Annotated in this window: 23 protein-coding genes and 1 other RNA gene; 6 read left to right on the plus strand and 18 right to left on the minus strand. The window is 62.2% G+C overall.

Going from position 1 to position 25,092, the window contains the following annotated elements:
- Positions 1-176 precede the first annotated feature (176 nt).
- The 10 genes from C0V73_RS13620 to rimP form a co-directional block, all read right to left on the minus strand.
- Positions 177-1,199, minus strand: a complete 1,023-nt coding sequence (locus C0V73_RS13620; RefSeq protein ID WP_102020546.1) for an AraC family transcriptional regulator — start codon at positions 1,197-1,199, stop codon at positions 177-179.
- Positions 1,200-1,314: 115 nt separating this feature from the next.
- Complete coding sequence (locus C0V73_RS13625) at positions 1,315-2,331, minus strand: class I SAM-dependent methyltransferase (protein ID WP_102020827.1); 1,017 nt, start codon at positions 2,329-2,331, stop codon at positions 1,315-1,317.
- A 75-nt stretch (positions 2,332-2,406) separates the two neighbouring features.
- Positions 2,407-4,545, minus strand: a complete 2,139-nt coding sequence (gene pnp, locus C0V73_RS13630; protein ID WP_102020547.1) for a polyribonucleotide nucleotidyltransferase — start codon at positions 4,543-4,545, stop codon at positions 2,407-2,409.
- 317 nt (positions 4,546-4,862) lie between these two features.
- Positions 4,863-5,132 carry a 30S ribosomal protein S15 gene (gene rpsO, locus C0V73_RS13635; RefSeq protein ID WP_102020548.1) on the minus strand — a complete coding sequence of 90 codons (270 nt, stop codon included), beginning with the start codon at positions 5,130-5,132 and terminating at the stop codon, positions 4,863-4,865.
- A gap of 150 nt (positions 5,133-5,282) precedes the next feature.
- Positions 5,283-6,212 carry a tRNA pseudouridine(55) synthase TruB gene (gene truB, locus C0V73_RS13640; protein ID WP_102020549.1) on the minus strand — a complete coding sequence of 310 codons (930 nt, stop codon included), beginning with the start codon at positions 6,210-6,212 and terminating at the stop codon, positions 5,283-5,285.
- A gap of 12 nt (positions 6,213-6,224) precedes the next feature.
- Positions 6,225-6,629, minus strand: coding sequence for a 30S ribosome-binding factor RbfA (rbfA, locus tag C0V73_RS13645; protein WP_102020550.1), 405 nt, complete (start codon positions 6,627-6,629; stop codon positions 6,225-6,227).
- Between the two features lie 160 nt (positions 6,630-6,789).
- Positions 6,790-9,498: a translation initiation factor IF-2 gene (infB, locus tag C0V73_RS13650; RefSeq protein ID WP_102020551.1), complete on the minus strand. Its 2,709-nt coding sequence runs from the start codon at positions 9,496-9,498 to the stop codon at positions 6,790-6,792.
- 101 nt (positions 9,499-9,599) lie between these two features.
- On the minus strand, positions 9,600-10,283 hold the full coding sequence (locus tag C0V73_RS13655) for an RNA-binding protein (RefSeq protein ID WP_102020552.1): 684 nt from the start codon (positions 10,281-10,283) through the stop codon (positions 9,600-9,602).
- Positions 10,283-11,896 (minus strand): transcription termination factor NusA, encoded by a 1,614-nt coding sequence (gene nusA / locus C0V73_RS13660; RefSeq protein ID WP_102020553.1) that lies wholly within the window; start codon positions 11,894-11,896, stop codon positions 10,283-10,285. Before nusA ends, C0V73_RS13655 begins: the two co-directional genes overlap by 1 nt.
- Before the next feature lie 56 nt (positions 11,897-11,952).
- Positions 11,953-12,549 carry a ribosome maturation factor RimP gene (gene rimP, locus C0V73_RS13665; RefSeq protein ID WP_102020828.1) on the minus strand — a complete coding sequence of 199 codons (597 nt, stop codon included), beginning with the start codon at positions 12,547-12,549 and terminating at the stop codon, positions 11,953-11,955.
- Between the two features lie 242 nt (positions 12,550-12,791).
- On the opposite strand from rimP, the gene C0V73_RS13670 reads away from it, so the two are divergent.
- Positions 12,792-14,426 (plus strand): MFS transporter, encoded by a 1,635-nt coding sequence (locus C0V73_RS13670; RefSeq protein ID WP_102020554.1) that lies wholly within the window; start codon positions 12,792-12,794, stop codon positions 14,424-14,426.
- Between the two features lie 9 nt (positions 14,427-14,435).
- Here C0V73_RS13670 and C0V73_RS13675 read toward each other — a convergent pair whose 3' ends face one another.
- Both C0V73_RS13675 and recR read right to left on the minus strand, forming a co-directional pair.
- Positions 14,436-15,668: a lytic murein transglycosylase gene (locus C0V73_RS13675; protein WP_172450187.1), complete on the minus strand. Its 1,233-nt coding sequence runs from the start codon at positions 15,666-15,668 to the stop codon at positions 14,436-14,438.
- A 46-nt stretch (positions 15,669-15,714) separates the two neighbouring features.
- Entirely contained in the window at positions 15,715-16,320 is a 606-nt protein-coding gene (gene recR, locus C0V73_RS13680; RefSeq protein WP_102020556.1) for a recombination mediator RecR, read from the minus strand.
- A gap of 56 nt (positions 16,321-16,376) precedes the next feature.
- Here recR and C0V73_RS13685 point away from each other — a divergent pair, with 56 nt between their 5' ends.
- Together C0V73_RS13685 and C0V73_RS13690 are read left to right on the plus strand one after the other, a co-directional pair.
- A complete protein-coding gene (locus C0V73_RS13685) occupies positions 16,377-16,997 on the plus strand; it encodes an MOSC domain-containing protein (RefSeq protein ID WP_102020829.1) in 621 nt (206 codons plus the stop codon).
- A 79-nt stretch (positions 16,998-17,076) separates the two neighbouring features.
- Positions 17,077-17,967, plus strand: a complete 891-nt coding sequence (locus C0V73_RS13690; protein ID WP_102020557.1) for an alpha/beta fold hydrolase — start codon at positions 17,077-17,079, stop codon at positions 17,965-17,967.
- 22 nt (positions 17,968-17,989) lie between these two features.
- Here C0V73_RS13690 and C0V73_RS13695 read toward each other — a convergent pair whose 3' ends face one another.
- The 3 genes from C0V73_RS13695 to ffs form a co-directional block, all read right to left on the minus strand.
- The gene (locus tag C0V73_RS13695; protein ID WP_102020558.1) at positions 17,990-18,313 is read right to left on the minus strand and encodes a YbaB/EbfC family nucleoid-associated protein; all 324 of its coding nucleotides are present in this window, start codon (positions 18,311-18,313) and stop codon (positions 17,990-17,992) included.
- A gap of 49 nt (positions 18,314-18,362) precedes the next feature.
- Entirely contained in the window at positions 18,363-20,243 is a 1,881-nt protein-coding gene (locus C0V73_RS13700) for a DNA polymerase III subunit gamma/tau (RefSeq protein ID WP_102020559.1), read from the minus strand.
- Between the two features lie 80 nt (positions 20,244-20,323).
- Positions 20,324-20,420, minus strand: an RNA gene (ffs, locus tag C0V73_RS13705) — signal recognition particle sRNA small type.
- Positions 20,421-20,512: 92 nt separating this feature from the next.
- Here ffs and C0V73_RS13710 point away from each other — a divergent pair.
- Positions 20,513-20,920: an HIT family protein gene (locus C0V73_RS13710; protein WP_102020830.1), complete on the plus strand. Its 408-nt coding sequence runs from the start codon at positions 20,513-20,515 to the stop codon at positions 20,918-20,920.
- Positions 20,917-21,876, plus strand: a complete 960-nt coding sequence (nudC, locus tag C0V73_RS13715) for an NAD(+) diphosphatase (RefSeq protein WP_102020560.1) — start codon at positions 20,917-20,919, stop codon at positions 21,874-21,876. The genes C0V73_RS13710 and nudC overlap by 4 nt, the downstream gene beginning before the upstream one ends.
- Positions 21,877-21,926: 50 nt before the next feature.
- Here the strand turns inward: nudC and C0V73_RS13720 are convergent, their stop codons facing one another.
- Genes C0V73_RS13720 through C0V73_RS13730 form a run of 3 tightly spaced genes read right to left on the minus strand, consistent with a single transcriptional unit; the run spans position 21,927 to position 24,177 of the window.
- On the minus strand, positions 21,927-22,544 hold the full coding sequence (locus C0V73_RS13720) for a hypothetical protein (RefSeq protein ID WP_143708343.1): 618 nt from the start codon (positions 22,542-22,544) through the stop codon (positions 21,927-21,929).
- Positions 22,545-22,556: 12 nt separating this feature from the next.
- Positions 22,557-23,408, minus strand: coding sequence for a prephenate dehydratase (locus tag C0V73_RS13725; protein WP_102020562.1), 852 nt, complete (start codon positions 23,406-23,408; stop codon positions 22,557-22,559).
- A gap of 4 nt (positions 23,409-23,412) precedes the next feature.
- On the minus strand, positions 23,413-24,177 hold the full coding sequence (locus C0V73_RS13730) for a 3-deoxy-manno-octulosonate cytidylyltransferase (RefSeq protein ID WP_102020563.1): 765 nt from the start codon (positions 24,175-24,177) through the stop codon (positions 23,413-23,415).
- 155 nt (positions 24,178-24,332) lie between these two features.
- On the opposite strand from C0V73_RS13730, the gene C0V73_RS13735 reads away from it, so the two are divergent.
- Complete coding sequence (locus tag C0V73_RS13735) at positions 24,333-25,076, plus strand: cytochrome c family protein (RefSeq protein ID WP_102020564.1); 744 nt, start codon at positions 24,333-24,335, stop codon at positions 25,074-25,076.
- Positions 25,077-25,092 lie beyond the last annotated feature (16 nt).

Consider the following 25,092-nt stretch of genomic DNA (forward strand, 5'->3'; position numbering starts at 1 on the left):
TGATGAACACATCAGGTCGTCAAGCGGCGCAGATATCATTCTGATGGGCGGCAGTCGTTCACCGCAGACGACAAGCTTTTATCCGTGCGCGCTAATCAAGCGGTCTGCGGCGCAATAAAGCGTTCTCACAATCGAATTAGGAACCTTCGAGCCTGGATTGTCAAGTTGTCGACGGTTCACGCAGACTTGCGCTCCCGCACCTCTGTCGGCGTCGAACCGAACCACCGCGTCACGGATCGGGTGAAGGCGCTGGGCGCCGAATAGCCTAGGCGATAGCAGATCTCGGAGATCGGCAGCTCGCTTTCCGTCAGCAGGTTGAAGCTGACGTCCTTCCTGATCTGATCCCGCAAATCGTTGAGACTCGTCCCCTGGGCGGCCAGTCGCCTCTGGAAGGTCCTCTCTGAGAGTCCGAAATAGGGGGCGATCTCGGAAAGAGGATAGTCGTCATCTGACACGTGAAGCAGCAGATACTGCCTGACCTGCTCAAGGAAATCCGCCGGCTTGTCCGGCAGGGCAGTTCTCAGGCTGCGGCACTGAAGATCCATCAGCTCGAAAAGGCGTCGATCGCCCGTGGGATTGTGCGCATCCAGAAAGCTGGGGGGGAAGTGAACGCAGTTCATACCGGCCGCAAATCTTATCCGGCGCGACAGAAGCTGCCGGAAAGGCTGCGGATTGCGCGGCTGCTGCCGTTCCAGCTCGATCTCGATGCTGTCGCTGCTGGTGAGCTCCTTTGCCCTCTGCATCACAAGACCCACGGACATGTCGACATACTGGTCGCGCTTCACGATGATGGGTGCAAAGGTCCAGGCTAGGTGTGCCCCGCGCTCGTCGATCGAGAGCCTGGAATAGCTGGTATGGGTAACATACTGGATGTGGCCGTCGAGGAAGCGCACGAAGTCTAACCCGGTCGGCGCTGCCATCAGGCCGTAGCCGAAGGGGCCGGTCGAGCCCGCCTCATAGCCCTTGATGCTGGTCAGCCCAAACGCTTCGTCATCGGCCAGCAACGCACAGGCCTCCAGAAGCCTGCAGAGGCGGTCGAGGCTGATCCGCGCTGTCAAGCTCTGGAACACCTCTGGATCGATGTCCAGCGCCTTGCAAATCGGCTTTATATCGATGCCATAGGACTGGGCATGCTCGACCACCGCAGAGGCGAGGCCGGCTACGGTGGTCAATTCATCGGTGAGGTTCCGAGGAGGCATTGGACCGCTGGCGCCAGAAGTGAAGCTGTTGGCGTGAGATGCTAAGCCAGCGGATGTCCAGAGTCGAGGGCCGCGTAGTCTATGGTCGAACGCGGCCGTTCACGATCACGCGTGCTCAGCGCTTGGCCCAGAGCACCTTGAAGCGGGCATTGCGGCAGACTTCGCCATGCTGCTTGAAATGCGCACCCAGCACCGGCTCGTACGGCAGTCCACGATTGGCCACCATCAGGAGGTCTCCGCCGCCGCGCAACGCTTCTGCTGCCGCCTTGATCATGGCAGCGCCGATCGATGGCTCAGCAGCATGACCCTCGTGGAAAGGCGGGTTCATGATGACCAGATCGTACTTTTCCTTCGGCGGTTCGCTGGCCAAATCCTGCCAGAAGAAACGCGTCGTCAGATCAGGGCAGTTCTTCGCCAGATTGCGCTTGGCATGCTCCAGCGCCTCGTGGCTCGCTTCGAACAGGTCGATGCGATTGGTGCGCGGCGCAGCCTGGGCCAGCATCACCGATAGATAACCCCAGCCTGCGCCAAAATCAGCGGCATTTCCATTGAAGTCGGCCGGGAAGCGGCTTGCCAGCAATTCCGAACCTTCGTCGGCATGCGCATGGGAGAAGAGACCGGAGCGGGTCTCGAACCGTCCCTCGACCGTCACGGATTTCGCAGCAAGCGCTGCAACCAGCGTGGCGGTGTCGGCGGGAACCGTGAACCAGACTGCGACGCCGTGATATTTCGGCGTGGACTCGGGCTCGAGCCCCAGGCGATCGAGCTGCTTGCGAAGCGGCACGATCCCGTCTTCCTTCGCGCCGGCCACAACGACGGTGCCGCCGGCCTTGACGCGCTTCAGCGCCTCGGCGATGCGATCCTCGTTGACGCCCTTGTGCTTGCCGCACAGGACGAGCGCGCCATCATAGGATTCGCCCTCGACGGCGGGAAGGGGCTTCAGATGGCTGGCTTCGAGCCGCCGAAACTCGGGGCGGAAATCCTGCACCGCCGTCAGTTCGGCTGCGAAGCCTTCGGGTTTTGCAAATCCGGCTTCCGCGCCGAGGAAGAGCCAACGGCTTTCTGCAGCCGGTAGAGCGACAGCCTCGGTGACGAAGGGATGGAAAAGGGTCTTCAGGCTTTCGCGGCTCATGGCTTGGTCTTCTCTCTCGGCGAACAAAAAAGGCGCGGAATTTCTCCCGCGCCTCGGATCGGGTACGACGTCCGCTTATTCAGCGGCTTCGCCATCCTTCTTCTCGGCAACGATTTCCTTGCCGGTCGTCTGGTCGACGGCCTTCATGGAGAGGCGAACCTTGCCGCGCTCATCGAAGCCCATCAGCTTGACCCAGACCTTGTCGCCTTCCTTGACGACGTCAGAGGTCTTGGCAACGCGCTCGGAAGCAAGCTGCGAGATGTGCACGAGGCCGTCACGCGAGCCGAAGAAGTTGACGAAGGCGCCGAAGTCGGCGGTCTTCACAACGGTGCCTTCATAGACGACGCCGACTTCCGGCTCGGCCACGATCGAGTGGATCCACTTGCGGGCTGCTTCGATTTCCTTGCCGGAGGCAGAGGCGATCTTCACGGTGCCGTCATCTTCGATGTTGATCTTGGCGCCGGTCTTTTCGACGATTTCGCGGATGACCTTGCCGCCCGAACCGATGACTTCACGGATCTTGTCGACCGGGATGTTCATCACTTCTATGCGCGGAGCGAACTCGCCGAGCTGGCCACGGCTTTCCGAAAGGGCGTTCGCCATTTCGTTGAGGATGTGCTTGCGGCCACCCTGAGCCTGGCCGAGCGCGACCTTCATGATCTCTTCGGTGATACCGGCGATCTTGATGTCCATCTGCAGCGAGGTGATGCCGTCGGCAGTACCCGCTACCTTGAAGTCCATGTCGCCGAGGTGGTCTTCGTCACCCAGGATGTCGGAGAGAACTGCAAAGCGCTCGCCTTCCAGGATCAGACCCATGGCGATACCGGCAACCGGCTTGGCCAGCGGAACGCCGGCGTCCATCAGAGCGAGCGAGGTGCCGCAAACGGTGGCCATCGAGGACGAGCCGTTCGACTCGGTGATCTCGGAGACGACGCGCAGCGTGTAAGGGAACTGCTCTGCAGACGGCAGCATCGGGCGGATAGCGCGCCAGGCGAGCTTGCCGTGACCGATTTCGCGGCGGCCCGGGGAGCCCATGCGACCAGTTTCACCGACCGAGTAGGGCGGGAAGTTGTAATGCAGAAGGAAGCGTTCTTTGTACATGCCGGTCAGCGAGTCGACATACTGTTCGTCTTCGCCGGTGCCGAGCGTGGCAACAACGATCGCCTGCGTCTCGCCGCGGGTGAAGAGAGCCGAACCGTGCGTACGCGGCAGGATACCGACTTCCGATACGATCGCACGAACGGTCGACAGGTCGCGGCCGTCGATGCGGCTCTTCGTGTCGAGGATGTTCCAGCGAACGATCTTCGCCTGCAGGTGCTTGAAGACGGCACCGATGACTTCGTTCGAATACTTCGGCTCTGCACCTTCCGGGAAGAAGTGTGCCTTCACCTTGGCCTTGACGGCGTCGACGGCGGCGTAACGATCAGCCTTCTGGGTGATCTTGTAGGCAGCGCGCAGTTCGGTCTCGGCGATCGAGAGCATTTCGGCTTCGAGAGCGGAATGATCTTCCGGCTCGAATTCGCGGGGCTCCTTGGCAGCCACTTCAGCGAGCTTGATGATCGCGTCGATGACCGGCTGGAAGCCCTTGTGGCCGAACATGACGGCACCGAGCATGACGTCTTCGTTCAGTTCCTTGGCTTCCGACTCGACCATCAGGACGGCGTCCTGGGTGCCGGCAACGACGAGGTCCAGAACCGACTCGTCCATCTCGTCGAGATGCGGGTTCAGAACGTATTCGCCGTTGATGTAGCCAACGCGGGCGCCACCGACCGGGCCCATGAAGGGAACGCCGGAGAGGGTGAGGGCAGCCGAAGCGGCAACCATCGACAGGACGTCAGGGTCGTTCTCGAGGTCATGCTGGATGACGGTGACGACGACCTGGGTGTCGTTCTTGTAGCCTTCCGGGAAGAGCGGGCGGATCGGGCGGTCGATCAGGCGGGAAACCAGCGTTTCCTTTTCCGACGGACGACCTTCGCGCTTGAAATAGCCACCCGGGATCTTGCCGGCGGCATAGGTCTTTTCCTGGTAATTGACGGTGAGCGGGAAGAAGTCCTGGCCCGGCTTCGGCGACTTGGCCGAAACGACGGTGGCGAGAACAACGGTTTCGCCATAGGTGGCGAGAACGGCGCCGTCGGCCTGGCGGGCGATCTTGCCCGTTTCCAGCTTCAGCGGGCGGCCTGCCCACTCGATCTCAACGCTGTGAACATCAAACATATCTTGTCCTTCGTATGCGGACCTTCGTCCTGCCGAATTGGCAGGGGGCGGTCGGTCTGCAATGTGCTGACGCAATCACGGGCAAGACAGTGGGAGGCTTCGGAAACGGCCACGGCCGGCATATGCATCCTTCGGGATGCGGAAGCGTCCAACAATCCTGCCCCATGACAGGTCATCGGTTGTCGTCGACAGATCCGGCCCATCCGGTCTGTCGTTCGTTCCGGGCGATCGTCGCGCGGAACCGGTCGCGGGTCGTCTGGCCTGACCCGGAAAGGCAACCGGCGGATCTTCGTCTCCGAAGACCCGCCGGGAACTTGTTAGCGACGGATGCCGAGGCTGGTGATCAGCTTCGTGTAGCGAGCCTCGTCCTGCTTCTTGACATAGTCGAGAAGCGAACGGCGGGTCGAAACCATGGTCAGAAGGCCACGACGCGAGTGGTTGTCCTTCTTGTGACCCTTGAAGTGTTCCGTCAGGTTGGTGATACGCTCGGTCAGGATTGCGACCTGAACTTCCGGAGAACCGGTGTCGCCTTCCTTGATTGCGTATTCCTTGATGAGGGCGGCCTTGCGCTCTGCAGTGATCGACATCGTGAATCCTTTCTAGAATAAGGAGAAACAGGTCGCCAAACGCCGGGATGTCGTCCAGCATTGGCCGTGAATGCAGGCACCCGAGGGGCCAGCTGCCGCCGCCTATACTCTATTCCCTGAAGAAAGGAAAGAGCAGGCGGCGGGAAGGCGTCAGGCGAAGACTCGCCGCGGATGGAATTCGCCACCGGCAATCTCGCCGATTGCAATGAGCTTGCCACCGGCAAGCGCCACGGCTTCCGGTTCTGCGACCGGCGCATCGCGCCCGCGCAGGATGATCGGGTTGCCCATGCGCAGCCGATGCGCCTGGTCATCGGTGATCCTGAGCTGCGGCAGGGCGGAGAGTGCTTCTGCCGTATCGCCGAGGAAAGCATCGAGAGCGGCCAGCCGTTCATCGCGGTCTTCGATGGCTTCGAGCGCCACGAGCTCCGCGAGCGGCACCATCATCTCTTCGGCAAACGGGGCCACGAAGGTGCGGCGGAGAGAGGAGATGTGACCATAGCAGCCGAGATCGCGACCGAAATCACGGGCGAGCGATCGCACATAGGTGCCCTTGCCGCATTCGACCTCGAAATGGGCCTTGTCGGCTTCGCAGTTGAGAAGCGTCAGGCGGTGGACCTCGACCTCGCGAGAGGGGATCTCGACCGTCTCGCCATCGCGCGCCAGATCATAGGCGCGCTCACCAGCGATCTTGATCGCAGAGAACTGCGGCGGGATCTGATTGATGGTCCCCGTATAGTTCGGCAGCAGGGCGCGAATGTCTTCCTCGGTCGGACGCTTGTCCGAGCTCTGCGTGACCTCTCCCTCAAGGTCATCCGTCGAGCGCTCCTCGCCCCAGGTCACCGTGAATTCATAGATCTTGCGCCCGTCCATGACATAGGGAACGGTCTTCGTCGCATCGCCGAGGGCGATCGGCAGCATGCCGGAAGCGAGCGGGTCGAGCGTGCCGGCATGGCCGGCCTTCTGGGCGTTGAACAGCCACTTGATCTTGCCAACCGCCTCTGTCGAGCCGAAATCCACCGGCTTGTCGAGGATGAGCCAACCCGAAATCGGGCGGCCCTTGGGCTTTCTGGGTTTGGACATCTAGGTCTTTTCTCAGTCTTTGTCTTCGTCGGAGCCGAGGTCGCGCTGGACCTCCGGCGAGCGCAGGAGCGCATCGATCTTCTGGTAATTGTCGAAGCTGGTATCGTCGCGGAAACGCACTTCCGGCATGTACTTCATCTGCCGAAGCTGGCCGCCGATCCGTCCACGAATGAACTTCGCATGCTTGTTGAGGGCTGCGATGACAGCGTCATGGTCGGAAACGCCGAGCGGCGCCACATAGGCGGTCGCCATCTTAAGGTCCGGCGACATCCGCACTTCCGAGACCGAAATCACGGTCTTTTCGATGACATCGTCGTTCACTTCCCCGCGCTGAAGCACCTGGGTGATGGCGGCGCGCACCTGCTCGCCGACGCGCAGCATGCGCTGCGAAGGTGCCGATGAGGTTGGTTTTGTCATGGTTCACTTGCCTTTCGCATGAGGTATCCGGGGCTATCGCCGCTAACATCATGCCGTGAATTGCCGTTCATCCGACGCTACGTCGGAGGTCATGATCCCCATAAACAGCGAGCGCCGGAAGATCCGGCGCCCGTAGGGATCGTGGTCGAAACGCCTGAGATCAGAGCGTACGCGTGATATGTTCCACGCGGAAGCACTCGATCGTGTCGCCGGCGCGGATGTCTTCGTAGTTCTCGAAGGCCATACCGCATTCCTGACCCATCGGCACGTCGGACACTTCGTCCTTGAAGCGCTTGAGCGTCTTGAGCTTGCCTTCGTGGATGACGACATTGTCGCGCAGCAGGCGAACGCCCGCACCACGTTCGACCTTGCCTTCGATAACGCGGCAACCTGCCACCTTGCCGGTCTTGGTGATGTTGAACACCTCCAGGATCTCGGCATTGCCAAGGAAGGTTTCGCGACGCTCCGGAGAGAGCAGGCCCGACATCGCTGCCTTCACGTCATCCACCAGATCGTAGATGATGTTGTAGTAGCGGATCTCGATGCCGGCACGCTCGGAAGCGGTACGAGCCTGAGCATTCGCACGGACGTTGAAGCCGATGATCGCGGCATTGGAAGCCTCGGCGAGCGAGATATCCGATTCCGTGATGGCGCCAGCGCCCGAATGGACGATACGGGCACGCACTTCGTCGGTGCCGAGCTTGTCGAGCGCCGCCACGATGGCTTCGACGGAACCCTGAACATCGCCCTTGATGACCAGCGGGAACTCCTTGAAGCCGGTGTTCTGCAGCTGGCTCATCATCTGTTCCAGCGAACCGCGCTGACCCGACTGGCGGGCAACAGCCTTGTCGCGGGCCAGACGCTGACGATATTCGGAGATTTCGCGAGCGCGGCTTTCGTTCTCGACGACGGCGAACTTGTCACCGGCAGCAGGCGTGCCCGACAGGCCGAGGATCTCGACCGGCATGGCAGGAGCCGCTTCCTTGACGTGCTCCCCCTTGTCGTTGACGAGGGCACGAACGCGGCCCCACTGGTCACCGGCAACGATGATCTGGCCAGGCTTCAGCGTGCCCTTCTGGACGAGAACCGTTGCAACGGCACCACGACCGCGGTCGAGCTGAGCTTCGATAACAGTACCTTCGGCAGTACGCGTCGGGTCGGCCTTCAGGTCAAGGATTTCGGCCTGCAGCAGCACGGCTTCGAGCAGCTTGTCGAGGTTGAGCTTGTTCTTCGCCGAGACTTCGACGTCGAGCACTTCACCGCCCATGGATTCGACAAACACTTCATGCTGCAGAAGCTGCTGGCGAACCTTGTCCGGGTTTGCCTCATGCTTGTCGATCTTGTTGATCGCCACGATGATCGGAACGCCGGCAGCCTTTGCATGGCTGATGGATTCGATCGTCTGCGGCATTACACTGTCGTCAGCTGCGACCACGAGGATCGCAATGTCGGTCGCCTGGGCGCCACGGGCACGCATCGCGGTAAACGCGGCGTGGCCGGGGGTGTCGATGAAGGTGATCTTCTGGCCGTTCTGCTCGACCTGGTAAGCACCGATATGCTGGGTAATGCCACCGGCTTCGCCCGATACGACCGAGGTCTTGCGGATGGCGTCGAGCAGCGAGGTCTTGCCGTGGTCGACGTGGCCCATGATGGTAACAACCGGCGGACGCGCCACCAGTTCGCCTTCGTCGTCCTTGACGTTGAAGATGCCTTCTTCGACGTCGGATTCCGAAACGCGCTTCACGGTGTGGCCGAATTCGGTGGCGATGAGTTCGGCGAGGTCGGCGTCGATGACGTCGCCCGGCTTCATCATCTGGCCTTCCTTCATCAGGTACTTGATGACGTCAACGGCGCGTTCGGACATGCGCTGCGACAGTTCCTGAATGGTGATGGTTTCCGGCAGGATGACCTCGCGCATGACCTTCTCGCGGGTTTCCTGCATCTGGCTGCGGCGGAACTTCTCCTGCCGGCGGCGCATGGCAGACAGCGAACGACCGCGTGCCGTGCCGTCATCCTCGACATTGGCCGTGGTGACGGTCAGCTTGCCACGACGACGGTCCTCTTCGACCTTCGGACGGGCAGGGACCTTGGGGGCGACAGGCATGGCGACCTTGCCGCGGCCGGGGATCGTCCGCGGAGAGGCACGGCCCTCGTCTTCGTCATTGGTCTTGCGTCCACGCACGAACCCGGGTGCGCCGGGTGCCGGAATGGCCGTACGGTTTACAGGGGCGGGCGCAGCAGCCACCGGCGCCACTTCGGGCTCGGCGTTATCTTCGGGTTCCGGCTGCGGCTCGGGCTGTGGCTCGGCGGCGCGGCGTGCGGCCTCTTCGGCGGCCAAGCGTGCGGCTTCCTCGGCTTCCACCTTGCGGCGAGCCTCTTCGATCACGCGCTGCTTGGCTTCCTCGACTTCACGAACCTGGGCTTCGGCGAGAGCGCGGCGACGCGCTTCCATCTCGCCGGCCGATAGGTCGTGCAGAACGGCGCCACGCGGACGTTCCTGCTGCCGCGGCGGCTGCGAAGGCTGCTGGCGCTGCGGCTGTTGGGGGCGCTGCGGTTGCTGAGGACGATGCGGCTGCGGTGCCGCTGCCGGGCGAGCAGCTGCAACAGGTGCTGCAACCTGCGAAGGAGACTGTGTCGGCGCCGGCGTCGGAGCCGCCGCGACCGGTTCCGCACGAACAGGTGTGATCGGCGTAATTGGTGGCTTTTCGTCCAGCGGGCGGGTCGGACGGCGCTTTACCGTCTCGACGACGACCGACTTCGTACGGCCGCGCCCCATGTCCTGGCGCACGGTACCCTGGCTCATCCCTGAGGGCTTCAAGGTGAGAGTCTTCTTCACGCCGATAGTCTTGTCGTCTTTGTTGTCGGTCATTCCGTTCCCGTTCCTTCGAGCGGGGCCGGATGCCGAGCATCAGGCCTCGCCGTTCACATACTGTCCTAAACCACGGAGGCCGACCTGTGCCGGTGACCGCGTCATTGTGATTTCGGGCCAGCGCCCGATACCTGCGGCGCGCGGCCGCGATAGGTTTCGAGCAGAGTTGCGCGCTTCACTACACCTTCACCTGCCTGCCCTGCAAGCACGCAAGCATGGATAAACGCATTCTGGCCCATCTGCTCTTCCAATTCCGCCCCGGTCAGAAGGTGGAAAGCGGGCACTTCCGCCTCCGCCCCCGTTCCGAGGTGCCAGGCCTTTCGGGCCTGGTCGATCTTTCTCACGCCATCCGCTGCGGCATCCTGCGAATGGAACACCGCAATGGCCTCACCGCTTCGCACCGCCGCCTCGACCTTCGCCGCTCCGGTGACGAACTGGCCGGCCTTCCGTGCCATGTTCATCATGCCGATCAGTTGCGCGACCAGAAGCCGCTCAACCACGGATCCGAGATCTGGATCCGCCTTCACATCTCGTTTCAGGGCCCGGGCGAAGAGCTTCTTCGCCACGGCCTTGTCGACAGCCTCACGGCTGGGGCTGACCCAGCAGCCCCGGCCTGGAAGCGCCCGCTTTAGATCCGGGACAATTGTCCCGTCGGGTGCCGCCACGAAACGCAACAGCGTTTCCGGCGATCCGCTTTCGCGGGTAACGATGCACATCCGCCCGTTCGCTTCGGAGAGGTCGAAATCGCCTTCGACCTCTGTCGCGTCCGGCCTCTCGGCGCTCATCACGCTCCCTGCTCGGCTTCTTCGCCTTCGAGTTCGCCTTCTGCTTCAGCTTCGACCGCGAGGTCTTCCTCGGTGATCCAGCCAGCAGCGAGGCGTGCCTTGACGACCATCGCTTCGGCTTCGGCACGCGAGATGTCGAACTTCGAGAACAGGCCCTCGAACTTCTTCGTCTCGCCGTCCTTGCGTTCGCTCCAGCCGACGAGATCGTCAGCGGCGCAGCCGGCGAAGTCCTCGATCGTCTTGATACCGTCTTCGCCGAGCGCGACCATCATCTGCGAGGTGATGCCCTCGATCTGGCGCAGTTCGTCGGCAACGCCCAGTTCCTTGCGCTTCGCGTCCATCTCGGCCTCGATCTTCTCGAGGTATTCGCGGGCACGGGTCTGGATTTCCTGCGCCGTGTCTTCGTCGAAGCCGTCGATCGAAGCGATTTCGTCGAGATTGACGTAAGCCACTTCCTCGACCTGGGCGAAGCCTTCCGAAGCCAGCACCTGGCCGACCATTTCGTCGACGTCGAGCGCATCCATGAACAGGTTGGTGCGTTCGTTAAATTCCTTCTGGCGGCGCTCCGATTCCTCGGCTTCCGTCATGATGTCGATGTCCCAGCCGGTCAGCTGCGATGCCAGACGCACGTTCTGACCACGACGGCCGATGGCGAGCGACAGCTGCTCGTCCGGAACCACGACTTCGATGCGCTCTGCATCTTCGTCGAGAACGACCTTGGCGACTTCAGCCGGCTGCAGGGCGTTGACGATGAAGGATGCCGGATCCTGGCTCCACGGAATGATGTCGATCTTTTCACCCTGAAGCTCGCCGACAACGGCCTGAACGCGCGAGCCGCGCATACCGACGCAGGCGCCGACCGGATCGATCGACGAATCGTTCGAGATAACAGCGATCTTGGCGCGCGAACCCGGGTCACGGGCAACCGACTTGATCTGGATGATGCCGTCGTAGATTTCAGGCACTTCCATGGTGAAGAGCTTCACCATGAACTGCGGATGGGTACGCGACAGGAAGATCTGCGGGCCGCGCTGTTCGCGGCGCACGTCGTAGACATAGGCGCGCACGCGGTCGCCGTAACGGAAAGCTTCGCGCGGGATCATCTCGTCACGACGGATGATGCCTTCGCCACGGCCGAGATCGACGATGACGTTGCCGTATTCGACGCGCTTGACGGTGCCGTTGACGATCTCGCCAACGCGGTCCTTGAATTCGTCGAACTGGCGGTCACGCTCGGCTTCGCGCACCTTCTGCACGATGACCTGCTTGGCCGACTGGGCGGCGATACGGCCGAAGTCCATCGGCGGCAGCGGATCGGCGATGAAATCGCCGAGCTTGGCGTCGACATTGCGGTCGCGGGCGAGTTCGAGCGCGATCTGCGTCGCGTAGTCTTCGACCTTCTCGACCACTTCCAGAAGACGCTGCAGACGGATCTCGCCGGTCTTGGAATTGATGTCGGCGCGAATGTTGGTCTCGCTGCCGTAGCGCGACCGGGCAGCCTTCTGGATCGCGTCGGCCATGGCGGCGAGCACGATTTCGCGGTCGATCACCTTTTCACGGGCGACGGCATCTGCGATCTGCAAGAGCTCGAGCCTGTTAGCACTGACTGCCATTGTCTTAGGTCTCCGTCTTCACGCCCGGGCATCGGCCTTGGGCTATAGGTCAAACGTTATTCTTCGCTGTCGTCTTCGTCGTTCTGGTTCGCGGCCTGCGCCTTGGCGAGCTTGTCGGCTCGGAGCGCGTCACGGATCAGATCGTCCGTCAGAATGAGCTTTGCCTCGGCGAGCGTATTGAAGGGGATAACCACCTTCGGCTCTTCGCCATAGGCCACCTGGTCACGCTCCAGGGTAAAGCCGTCCTGGTTCACGTCGGTGATCTTGCCGCGGAAGCGTTTGCGGTTGTCGACCAGGATCGACGTCTCGCACTTCACGATATGGCCCTGCCAGCGGCTGAAATCCGACTTGCGCACCATGGGCCGGTCAATGCCCGGCGACGACACTTCAAGGTGATAGGCCTTGTCGACCGGATCCTCGACATCGAGAACCGGCGACACGGCCATCGATACGGCTTCGCAATCTTCGACGGTCATTGTGCCGTCGGTGCGTTCCGCCATGATCTGCAGCGTCATTCCGTTCTGGTTCATCATACGCACGCGAACCAGCTTGAAATCCATCGCGACGAGCACGGGCTCGATAATGTCTGCGATACGACGGTCAAGGCCCGTCTCAGTGATGATCCGTGCTTCGCCGAGTTCCGGCTTCGGCATGTCTTCGGACAATCGTTTTACTCCCGATTGGCTGCGATCGCCAATAAAAAAGAGCGGGTCCTTCCGGGCCCACCCTTCATCTGTCGATCAAGAATTTGAAGCTCATATACGCGAGCGCCCCAACTTTTGCAAGCTTTTCGGTGAGGGGTGAAAACAAACTTGCCATTCATGCGTTGCGCAAGGCAAGCTCGTGCTCACCACGGTTGTCTCTCGACATCACCGCGGCCAGAAAAGTTCAACTCATGTCCACATCAGAACGCCGCTCCCCGCTTCTACCGCTCCGCAATGATGCCTATCGCCGGATCTGGCTCGCCAGCATCTCGTCCAATCTGGGTGGCCTGATCCAGGGCGTCGGTGCCGCTTGGATGATGGCCTCGATCTCCACCTCCGAGAACATGGTGGCGCTCGTTCAGGCATCGAACACCGGACCGATCATGCTGCTCTCCCTAATCGCCGGTGCGATCGCCGACAGCTTCGATCGCCGCCGGGTCATGATTGCCGCCCAGCTTTTCATGATCGTGGTCTCGGCACTCCTGACACTGTTTGCGTTGCTTGATCTCATCACCCCCTGGGCGCTGTTGGCCTTCACCTTCCTGATCGGCTGTGGGACCGCGCTCAATAATCCGTCCTGGCAGGCCTCGGTCGGCGACATCGTCCCGCGCGCCGATCTGCCGGCCGCTGTCTCGCTCAACAGCATGGGCTTCAACATCACCCGCAGCGTCGGCCCGGCGATCGGCGGTGCGATCGTTGCCGCTGCGGGGGCGGCGGCTGCCTTCGCGGTCAACACGCTCTCCTACTTTGCCATTACCTACGCACTCTTCCGCTGGCGTCCGGATATCCCGAAGAGCCCGCTCCCTCGGGAGCATCTGGGCTCGGCCATCGCAGCGGGCCTGCGCTACGTCGCGATGTCGCCCAATCTCGGAAAGGTTCTCTTCCGGGGCTTTGTCTTCGGTCTGACGGCAACCGCAATCCTTTCGTTGCTGCCGATCGTCGCCCGTGACCAGCTCTCAGGCGGACCGCTCACCTTCGGCGGCCTGCTCGGTGCCTTCGGCCTCGGCGCCATCTTCGGCGCCTTTTCCAACCAGCGCGCCCGCGAACTCGTGTCGAGCGAGGACATTGTCCGCGCAGCCTTCGCCGGCTTTGCCGTGGCAGCCGGCGTCACGGGCATCAGCACTTCGGTCTGGATCACGGCGCTGGCCCTGATGGTCGCCGGTGCCTGCTGGGTGCTGGCACTGTCGCTCTTCAACACTGTCGTACAGCTCTCGGCCCCCCGTTGGGTCGTGGGGCGCGCGCTCTCGCTTTACCAGACCGCCACCTTCGGCGGCATGGCCACAGGCAGCTGGCTCTGGGGCAGCGTGGCCGAGAACTATGGCTCCGACCATGCGCTGGTGGCATCCAGCCTCTTGATGATGGTCGGCGTCTTCATCGGCTTCTTCTTGCCCATGCCCACCTTCGCCACCCTCGATCTCGATCCGCTCAACCGCTTCAACGAACCGTCCCTCAAGCTTGACATCCGCCCGCGCAGCGGCCCGATCGTCATTCATGTGGATTTTGAGATCACCGATGAAGACGTTCCAGAGTTTCTGCGGATCATGGTCGAGCGTCGCCGCATTCGCCTGCGGGACGGCGCACGCAATTGGACTCTGATGCGCGATCTGGAGAACCCTGATATCTGGACGGAAACTTATCATGTGCCGACCTGGGTGGACTACGTCCGCCACAACCAGCGCCGCACCAAGGCTGATGCCGAAATCACCGACCGTTTGCTGGAACTGCATCGCGGCGACCGGCCGCCCAAGGTCCACCGGATGATCGAGCGGCAGGCAATCCCGCCGGCCGACGACGTCTTCCACCAGTCGCATATCGATCACCACTGATCCCAGAGATCAGCGCAGCTTGGCCTTGAGGTCTGCACTCGGATAGCAGGTCGGTTTCATCCCGTTCTTCGTCTGCCATTCGCCGAGCGACCGCCGGGTGTTGAAGCCGGGCAGACCATCGACCTTGCCGACATCGTAGCCCTCTGCCACCAGCGCCTTCTGCATGGCGAGCACATCCGAGCGCAGCATTTTGCCGACATCGCCCCACGGCGCCTTGAACGCGCCGCCACCGCTCGTGATCCGGTCGGCGAGATTGCCGATGAACAGCGCATAGAGGTCGGAATTGTTGTATTCCTTCAGCACATAGAAGTTCGGCGTCACCAAGAATTCCGGACCATAGGTGCCGGCCGGCACCAGCATCATCGCCGGCTGCGAGTTCTCCGCCGACGGGAAGGCCCGACCGGAAATTCGGGTCAGCCCGCCGCTTGCCCAGGCCGAGACCGGCTTGGCTCTGTCAGGCCCCTCCTGCGCACAGGAGACGCCGTCGGGAATGGTGATCTCATAACCCCAGTCGCGACCCCGCTGCCAACCGCTCTTCACCAGATAGTTGGCGATGGACGCCAGCGTATCCGGCACCGAGTTCCAGATGTCGCGCTTGCCGTCGCCGTCGAAGTCGACGGCATATTTGAGGTAGCTTCCCGGCATGAACTGCGGTTGCCCGAGCGCCCCAGCCCAGGAGCCCATCAGCCGGTCGGCGCTCACGTCCCCGCTTTCGACGATATGCAGCGCCGAAATCAGCTCCTGCTGAAACATCGGCTTGCGGGTCGACATGAAGGCCTTGGTCGCCAGCACGTCGATCGCCGAATGCGGCAACTTCGCCCGCCCATAGCCGGACTCGCGTCCCCAGATGGCGACGATCACAGAACCCGGAACGCCATAGGTCGCCTCGACCTTGCGCAGCGTCGACGCATGCTGGCTCGCAAGGGTTCGTCCGGTTGCGGCCAGTCCCTGCAGGCGCTTCTCGTTGAAATATGATGCCGGAGAACTGAACTCCGCCTGGCTCTGCGTCCGCTCCTTCGGCGGCTCCGTGCCCGGCGGCACGAGATCAGGCAGATCCCAGTTCAGCTTTACGCCCTGAAGCGTCCGGTCGAAAATCTCCTTGCTGATCCCGCCTTCCTGAGCCGCCTGCCACAGATCGCTTGCGATCCATTGCCGGAACTGCGCCTCCACGGCGCTCCGGGAAGCGGCTGCCGACGGCGTGGCAAAACTCCCTGCCAAAAGCAGCGAAACAGTCGTCATCATCAAGCGGAGCGGCTTGCGGGTGCGTGCCATCGGTTCTTCCTCGCGGTCAGATCGTGGTCCGGGCCCTGATCGCCGCAGACAGTGTTCCCTCGTCCAGATAATCCAGTTCGCCGCCGACGGGCACGCCATGGGCAAGCCGCGTGATCTTCACGTCGAGCCCGGTCAGATGGTCCGTTATATAGTGCGCTGTGGTCTGCCCCTCGACGGTCGCATTGACCGCGATGATGATCTCGCGGATCCCGCCCTTTGCCACCCGGTCGATCAGCCCCTTGATGTTGAGATCATCGGGACCGATCCCATCGAGCGGCGACAAAGTGCCTCCCAGCACATGATAGGCAGCATTCATCGCGGCTGCGCGTTCCAGCGCCCAGAGGTCGGAGACATCCTCGACGACGATGATGACGGACTGGTCGCGAGCGACGTCAGTGCAGACGGTGCAGGGATCGACGGTGTCGACATTGCCGCAGCAGGAGCAGATCTTCACCTTGTCATAGGCCTCGCCCATGGCGTGACCCAGCGGGCCAAGCAGCTGGTCTTTCTTCTTGATCAGATGCAGCGCCGCACGCCGTGCCGAGCGTGGTCCAAGCCCCGGCACTTTCGCCAGAAGCTGGATGAGTTTCTCGATTTCGGGGCCGGTGACTCGTTTTGCCATGGCGGCGTTTCTAGCCCATATAGTCGGGAAACGGAATCGCCGAAGGGATGCCCGACATGAAAATCCTCGCCGTCTGCCTCGGTCGACCCGAGATCCTGCCGGGCAAGAAATACAAGACCGGCATCAACAAGCTCGCCATTCAGGGTCCCATCATGGTCGATGCCGAAGGCCTCGTCGGCGACGCGATCCTCAACCGCAAGCACCATGGTGGCGTCGATCAGGCCGTCTATATCGAGGGTTCCATCGATCTCGACTGGTGGCAGGCCGAGCTCGGCCGCGATCTGCCCTATGGCACGTTTGGTGAGAACCTGGTGATCGAAGGCCTGGAAAGCGCCATGTTGGCGGCCGGCGACAGGCTGGCCATCGGGGAGGTGCTTCTTGAAGTCACCTCCGCCCGCATGCCCTGCGCCACCTTCGCCGCCAAGATGGACGACCCGACCATCGTCAAGCGCTATACGAAAGCCGCCCGTCCGGGCGCCTATGCGCGGGTGCTGCAGGGTGGCATGGTCGAAGCCGGCCAGGCCGTCGAATTCAAGCCCTGGAGCGGCGACCGCATCACGATGCGCGAGATAATGGCGACCTTCGGCCGCAAACTGAGCGAGACCGACCGTGTCCGTTATCTCGCCGCACCCGTCCACTACAAGGTCCGCGACGCGATCCGCGCCGGCGAGATGTGAGCCTCCGCCGAAGGTCTTAGTCTCCGAGGCTTTACCCCCATCCCACCTCTCGCCATCATGCCGCCCGCTTGGAGGAGTGATGGACCCGAGGAGAATAGAGCTGACCGCGGCCGATGGCGTGCGGCTGATCGGTTATTGGTGGCCGGCAGCGGAGGCGTCGCCATCCGCCACCGTTGTCATCAACCCGGCTACCGGCGTCCACGCCCGCTATTACCACCGCTATGCTGCCTATCTCGCGGCCAACGGTTTCTCTGTCCTGACCTATGACTATCGCGGCATCGGGCTGTCGCGCCCAGAAAGCCTCAAGGGCTCGACCTTCACCTGGCGCCAATGGGGCGAGCGGGATTTCGACGTGGCCCTGCGCCATGCCCTGCAGGAGGATGATACCGGACGCGTGCTCGTCGTCGGCCATAGCATCGGCGGTTTCCTGCCGGGTTATTCGCCGGCGGTGGGCCGCAGCTCGGCCATGCTCTCGGTCGGCGGCCAATATGGTTATTGGGGAGACTACCTGCCGGCGCGGCGCCTGCAGCTATTCCTGAAATGGCATGTCGCGATGCCCGCGATCACGCTCGCGCTCGGGCACTTTCCCGGCAAGCGCCTTGGCTGGCTGGAAGATCTGCCGAAAGGCGTCGCCTATGGCTGGGGGCTGCAGCAGGGCAGGGCCGAGCAGGGTCTGTCACAAGAGGCCGCCGAAGCCATGTGCGACCGTTTCGCGACCGCAACCGGCCCGATCCTCAGCGTCACCATGTCGGATGATGAATTCGCCACCCCGAAGGCGATCAGCCGCGCCATGCGCTACTATCGCCGCGCTCCGGTGACCAAGGTATTGCTCGCACCCGAGGACCTCGGCTTTGCCAAGGTCGGTCACTTCGATCTCTTCCACGCCCGCCATCAGGATGGCTTCTGGCGCCAGAGCCTCGCGTTTCTGCGCGAAGGAGAAAATCCGTGGGGCAATCGGGTCTATCCCTGACAGACCCGATCAGCCGTCCTCATCAGAACGGGAACTTCATGCCCGGCGGCAGCGGAATGCCGGCGGTCAGCGCCGCCATCTTTTCCTGCGCCTGGGCTTCGCCCTTGTCCTTGGCGTCCTTGTGGGCAGCCACGATCAGGTCTTCGAGGATCTCGACTTCGTCTTCCTTGAAGAGCGACGGGTCGATCTTGATGCTGCGCATCTCGCCCTTGCCGGTCAGGACGACGGTCACGAGGCCGCCGCCAGACTTGCCTTCGATTTCGAGTGCAGCAATCTCTTCCTGCATCTTCTCCATCTTGGACTGCATTTCCTTGACCTTGCCCATCATGCCCATGATGTCGCGCATCGTCATCTCCTTGGATTGTTGTCGTGTTTTGCGAGAAGGGTTTTGAGCCCTAGAATTCGATATCGTCGCCCGGCAGGATGTCGCCGTCGGCTGATTCCGCCGCAGCCGGCGGTGCCGCCACGATGTCGTCGTCTTCGATCGCCGCTGCCTTGATCCGGACGTCGGTCACCTTGGCGCCCGGAAAGCGGGCGAGGATCGCGGCCACATCAGGGTCCTGGCGCGCATCGACCAGCCGCGCCTCGCGAGTTGTCCTCTCGACCTCGACCAGCGTCGGCGCGCCCGCATCGTTGGAGAGCGTCACCCACCAGGTGATGCCGGTCCACTCGCTGAGCTTCATCTTCAGCTCGTTGACGATTGTCGGCGGGCATTGCGATTCGAGACGAATTTCCAGCCGGCCCGGCTCGATCTTCACGAGATGCACGAACTGGCGCAGCTGGGCCCTAAGCACGGGCGCCCGGTTCTTGGTGCAAAGATCCGCGATATCGTCCAGCGTCTCTACGCGGACACCCGGGGCGAGTGCTTCCTCGACCTTGGGTTCGCGGCGTTCCATCATCTGCGGCAGGGCATCACCAGCCGGCACGCTCTGCAGATGCGCAACCGGCTGGCTCATTGCCGGGCGCGGGGCGCTGTCCTGCGCGGGTTGACCCACCGCCTGCACCCGCATCGCCATCGAGGCGCCACCACCACCGCCGTTCGGACGGGGTGCGGATGGCCCGCGCTCTGCTCCGCCATCGCCATTGGAAAGCTCTAGCAGGCGTCGCGCCGCATCCTCGGGCGAGGGGAGATGCGCGGCATGTGCAAGCCGGATCAGCACCATTTCGGCCGCACCCGCCGGTCGCGACGAGGCCTCCGCTTCCGGAATGCCCTTGAGCAGCATCTGCCACATACGCGACAGCGTCGTTACCGCTACGCTATCAGCCAGCTCTGCGCCCCGCACGCGTTCCACTTCGGAAAGTGATGGATCTTGCGCGGCAGACGGAATGTATTTGAGCCGGGTCACCAAATGGGTGAAGTCGGCGAGATCGGTCAGCACCACCGTCGGGTTCGCACCCGCCTCGTACTGGCTGCCGAATTCGGAGAGTGCTGCCGCCACATCACCGCGCACCACATGCTCGAAAAGATCGACGATGCGCGCCCGGTCGGCGAGACCCAGCATGGCGCGAACGGCATCGGCATGCACTATGCCGCCGCCATGCGCGATCGCCTGGTCGAGAAGCGAGAGCCCGTCACGGGCAGAGCCTTCGGCCGCGCGCGCGATCATCGAAAGCGCCTCTTCCTCGGCCTCGATGCCTTCCTTGGACGCGATCGTCGAGAACAGCCCGACGAGATCGCCGGCACTGATCCGGCGCAGGTCGAAGCGCTGGCAGCGGGAAAGAACGGTGATTGGAACCTTGCGGATTTCGGTCGTCGCGAAGATGAACTTCACATGCTCCGGCGGCTCTTCGAGTGTCTTCAGCAGCCCGTTGAAGGCTGCCGTCGAGAGCATGTGCACTTCGTCGATGATATAGACTTTGTAGCGCGCCGAGACCGGGCGATAGCGCACCTGCTCGATGATCTCTCGGATGTCGTCAATACCGGTATGCGAGGCGGCATCCATCTCGATTACGTCGACATGCCGGCCTTCCATGATCGCCTGGCAATGTTCACCGGGGATGCGAAGGTCGATCGTCGGCTTGTCGATCTCAGCGGTCTTGTAGTTCAGCGCGCGCGCCAGAATGCGGGCCGTGGTCGTTTTGCCCACCCCGCGCACACCGGTCAGCATATAGGCTTGGGCGATACGGCCGGTCTCGAACGCGTTGGTCAGCGTCCGCACCATCGGCTCCTGGCCGACCATCAGATCCGTGAAATCCTTGGGGCGATATTTGCGGGCGAGAACGCGGTAGCCGCCGGGGGCGGTCTTGGCCTCTGCAGTGGGCTCTAAATCGCTCATCGCGTTGCCAGCTTCCCCGTCGCCCGCATCCGGGCATGGCACGGCCCCTGTTGGAAAGAGAGGCCGTAAATGAAGATGAGGTGGGAGGCTGGCACGATGACCCGTGCCGCGCTCGTTGGGGCTGCTTCCTTCCGGACCTGACCCGGTTGGCGAGTGGCTCGTCCACCACCAACCTCCCGAGGAGACATATCGGCAATAACGTCGCCAAATGCAAGCCAAGCGCCGAAAAAACTGCTAGCGTCGTTGAAAACAAAGCGGAGAGAAACACCGTGCAGCCATTCACCCTGGATGAGCGTCTTGGCAGAGACAGCGAGTCGATCCTGAAACTCGGCCTTTGCGACCTGCGGCTTGCCCGGGATAGCCGTTGGCCGTGGTTGATTCTTGTCCCGCAGCGCCCTGATGTATCGGAGATATTCGACCTCACGCCGCTCGACCAGGCCATGCTAACCTTCGAGCAGGTGACCGTTGGCACCGCGCTGAAGAAGGCGACCGGTGCCGAAAAGATCAACATCGCGGCGATCGGCAATATCGTGCGCCAGCTTCACGTGCATGTCGTCGCACGCAGCGAAAATGACCCGAACTGGCCCGGCCCGATCTGGGGTTTTGGCCAGTCTGTCCCGTATGAGGAAAAGGCCGTCGAGGCCATGAAGCACAGGATACTTGAAGCATTCCAATGAAGAATTCGATTTTCCTCAACCGTGCCCCGCATCTCGAACCCAGCGAACTCACGGCCTTCTCGGGCAACAAGCTCGACCGCGACAGCGAACATCGCGACGAGACCTCACTTGAAAAAGCGTTGAAGGTCGAGGGCACCCATATCCTTGCCTTCTCCGGTACCCAGCTTGTGCTGAAGCATGATGGCCAGGTCCTCGATCCGCTGTTTGCCCCTTACGAACTCGCCGAGCTGCAGCCGAATTTCGACGACGCAATCCTGCTGGGCCACCAGGCCTCCGGCGAACCGCGCCTCGCCGTGCCCGTCAATGTCGCTCCGGAAGCGCTCGCCGCGCATTACAAGCCGGCCGACCCGCGTGCGCTCTTCCGTGACGCTCTTGTTGGTGACGAAGTGCTCGGCGAAGTCGCCCAGGCGCTGAGCCTCCTGCGCTGGAATGCCGACAACCGCTTCTGCGGTCGCTGCGGCGGCACGCTGGAAACCCTCATCGGCGGCTACAAGCGCAAATGCACGGCCTGCGCCCACGAGATCTTCCCGCGCACCGATCCGGTCGCCATCATGCTGATCGTCGACGAGAAGAAGGATCGGTGCCTGATGGGCCGGAGCCCGCGCTTCCCTGCAGGCATGTATTCCTCGCTTGCCGGTTTCGTCGAGCCGGGCGAGACCATCGAAAACGCCGTCCGGCGCGAAACGCGCGAGGAGTCCGGCATCACCGTCGGCCGCGTCCGCTATTACGCATCGCAGCCCTGGCCGATGCCGCACCAGCTGATGATCGGCTGTTACGGCGAGGCCACGGACTTCGACATTGCCTTCGACTCCGTTGAGCTTGAGGATTGCCGCTGGTTCACCCGGGCCGAGATCGGCGCCATGCTGTCGGAGGGGTCGTTCGACGGACGCTCACTACCGATCCAGGGCACGATCGCCCGCAGGTTGATCGAGGACTGGTTCGAGTGGCGGCACTGAGCCGCCAAACCCACTGCGCTTTCACCGTTCTCACCAAGCTGTCGGAAGCTTTAGCTATCTGTTCTGTGCCGAGGAATTGTTGCCTTTGTCGGAAGGAACAGACCTACAAAGTGAACGATCAAACCTTGAGCTAACTGAACAAGGCCGCACAACAACCAGCCCGAAAGAAATAGAGAGAACCAGAACTGTTGCGCGAATTCATTCGTAGGCAAGCCTCTTCCCAGCCAGGAACACCCACCTTGCGAACCGTTAATCGTTGGCAAGTAGGAGTGCATCATAAACACGAAGGCAATAAGCAGCAGTGACACGATCACGGCTAGTGCCATCATCCTCTTGCTTAGGTGCTCTCTGCCGACATATTTTCGAATTTGACGGTGGCCAAAAACAATCAAATTTCCGAGGCTGATGAATATGAAGGCAAAGCAGCCTGCTATGCCGAGCAGGATCGAGCCTACATAGGCGTCACCGTTGTATCCAGCATAGCTGGAGACGACTTCAAGGTCGCAGGCCAGTCGTGGGTAAAAGACACTAAGGAAAGAGAACAATCCAGTGGCGTCTGTCCCAGTGTAGTAACTGACCGTGTAGGTCAGCGAGGGAATTCCGACGAGTGGCAGAGGCAGATAACCCCGGCTGAACAAACGAAGATACGACTGACATAGTTCGCTCACGCCGGTGTCGCCTTAGAGCTTGCCCCGCATGGCGTGCGCCTTGTACACGCCGAGAATGCGCACCTTCTCCGAGAAGAACCGCAATTCCTCCAGCGCTCTGCGCACCGGCGCATCGTCCGGATGCCCCTCGATATCGGCATAGAACTGCGTCGCCGTGAACTTGCCGCCGATCTGGTAGCTTTCGAGCTTCGTCATGTTCACCCCGTTCGTCGCAAAGCCGCCCATCGCCTTGTAGAGGGCAGCCGGAAGGTTGCGCACATTGAACACGAAGGTGGTGATGAACTGCTCGTCAGCAGCAGTGCGCTTCTGGTCGTCCTCGTCGCGAGAGAGCACCACGAAGCGGGTCACGTTGTTTTCCGAATCCTCGACGTTTTCGGCCAGAATCTCGAGCCCGTAGAGCGAGGCTGCGAGCCGCGGAGCGAGGGCAGCCATCGTGCGGTCACCCTTCTCGGAAACCAGCTTGGCAGCCCCTGCCGTATCGCCGGCGACAACGGCCTTCCAGCCATGGCTGCGGATGATCTTGCGGCACTGGCCGAGCGCATGGATGTGGCTGTGCACGGTGCGGATCTCGTCGAGCATCACGCCCGGCAGCACCATCAGCTGGAAGCGGATCGGCATGAAATACTCGCCGACAATATGCAGGCGCGACAGCGGCAGCAGATAGTGGATGTCGGCAACACGACCCGCGAGCGTGTTCTCGATCGGGATCATCGCGAGATCAACCTCGCCGGTCTCCAGCGCCACGAAGGCATCCTCGAAGGTCGGGCAGGGCAGAGGCTCCATATTCGGGAACATATCCCGGCAGGCCATGTCGGAATTGGCGCCGTAGTCGCCCTGGAAGGAAATCTTGTTCGTCGGTGCCAAGGGATCAGTGTCCTGCGTTTGAGGATGCGGAAAGAATGCGCCGCGCCTTTTCGAGATCGGCGGGCGTGTCGACGCCGAGCGGCACGGTCTTCACCACCTCGACATCGATGCGCATGCCGGCTTCGAGCGCGCGAAGCTGTTCGAGCGATTCGCGCTTTTCGAGGGTCGAGGGCGCAAGCGAAACGAAGCGCTCGAGCGCGTGGCGGCGATAGGCATAGAGCCCGATATGGTGATAGAGCGGCCCGGCCCCATGTGGTGCCGTCGCACGGGTAAAGTAGAGCGCCCGAAGCCTGTCGGCGGACAGCGGGGAGCCGACGACCTTCACCACGTTCGGATTGGTCTTTTCCTGCTCGTCTTCGATTTCGACGGTCAGCGTTGCGATATCGACGGAGGGGTCTTCGAGCGGCCGTAGCGAGGCGCGAATGGTCTGCGGATCGATCGTCGGCAGGTCGCCCTGCACATTGATTACGATCTCGGCCTGTCCATCCGGATCGACCTTTGTCAGGGCCTCGAAGATGCGGTCGGATCCGGACTGGTGGTCGGCCCGCGTCATCACCACCTCGAAGCCCGCCGCCTCGACCGCGTCGAACACCTGCTGATCGTCGACGGCCACAATGATTCGCCCGACATCAGCTTCCTGGGCGCGTTTTGCGACCTGCACGATCATCGGAAGGCCGGCGATATCGGCCAGCGGCTTGCCCGGAAGTCGGGTGGATGCCATGCGGGCCGGGATCAGGACTAAGGTTTTGGCGGTTCCGCCTTCATTCATGTCCGTAACCCCTTCAAATCACCGCACAGAAGTGTCAAATAGTCCCAGTTGCGGGACCATAATCGTGTTGCATGTGTTATGCAAAAGACATAGGTTCCGCGCGATTTCAAGATCGTCCGGTTGCTCATCGGCCGGCTGCACGGGGAGCTTTGCAGATGAACTCTTATACCAACATGGGCGTGGGTGCCTTTCTCGGCACCGTCTTCGTCCTGATGTCTGTGTCGATCGCTTCGGAAGGCATTTTCCATTCGGAAACGCCTGAGAAGGAAGGCTTCGCCATTGTGGCAGAAGAAGCCGCACCGGCAGACGCAGCACCGGAGGTCGCCGCGACGCCCATCGCCGTGCTTCTCGCCAGCGCCGACGCGGCTGCAGGCGAAGGCGTCTTCAAGAAGTGTGCGAGCTGTCACACGGTCGACAAGGGCGGCGCCAACAAGGTTGGCCCGAACCTCTATGGCCTTGTCGACCGCCCGATCGCTTCGCATGAAGGCTTCAGCTATTCGGCTGCCATGACTGAATTCGCCCAGGGCGGCTCGGTTCTCTGGACCTGGGATCACCTGAACGAGTTCCTGCTCGCTCCGAAGCAGCACATCCCGGGCACCGCCATGGGCTTTGCCGGCGTCAAGAAGGACGACGAGCGCGCCAACCTGATCGTCTACCTGCACACCATGGCTGACAGCCCGGTTCCGCTGCCGGCACCTGACGCAGCGCCGGCCGATGCCGCTGCTGCTCCGGCAGATGCAGCCCCGGCAGACGCCGCTGCAGCACCCGCTGAGGCCCCGGCCGCAGCACCCGCTGAAGCTGCCCCTGCCGCTCCGGCTGACGCTGCTCCTGCGGCACCGGCAGAGACGGCCCCAGTTGCTCCGGCCGAGCCTGCACCGGCACAGCCGGCCACGCCCTGATCCTTAGGGACTGATC

The organism is Rhizobium sp. TH135, from assembly GCF_002855515.1.
Lineage (GTDB): Bacteria > Pseudomonadota > Alphaproteobacteria > Rhizobiales > Rhizobiaceae > Allorhizobium.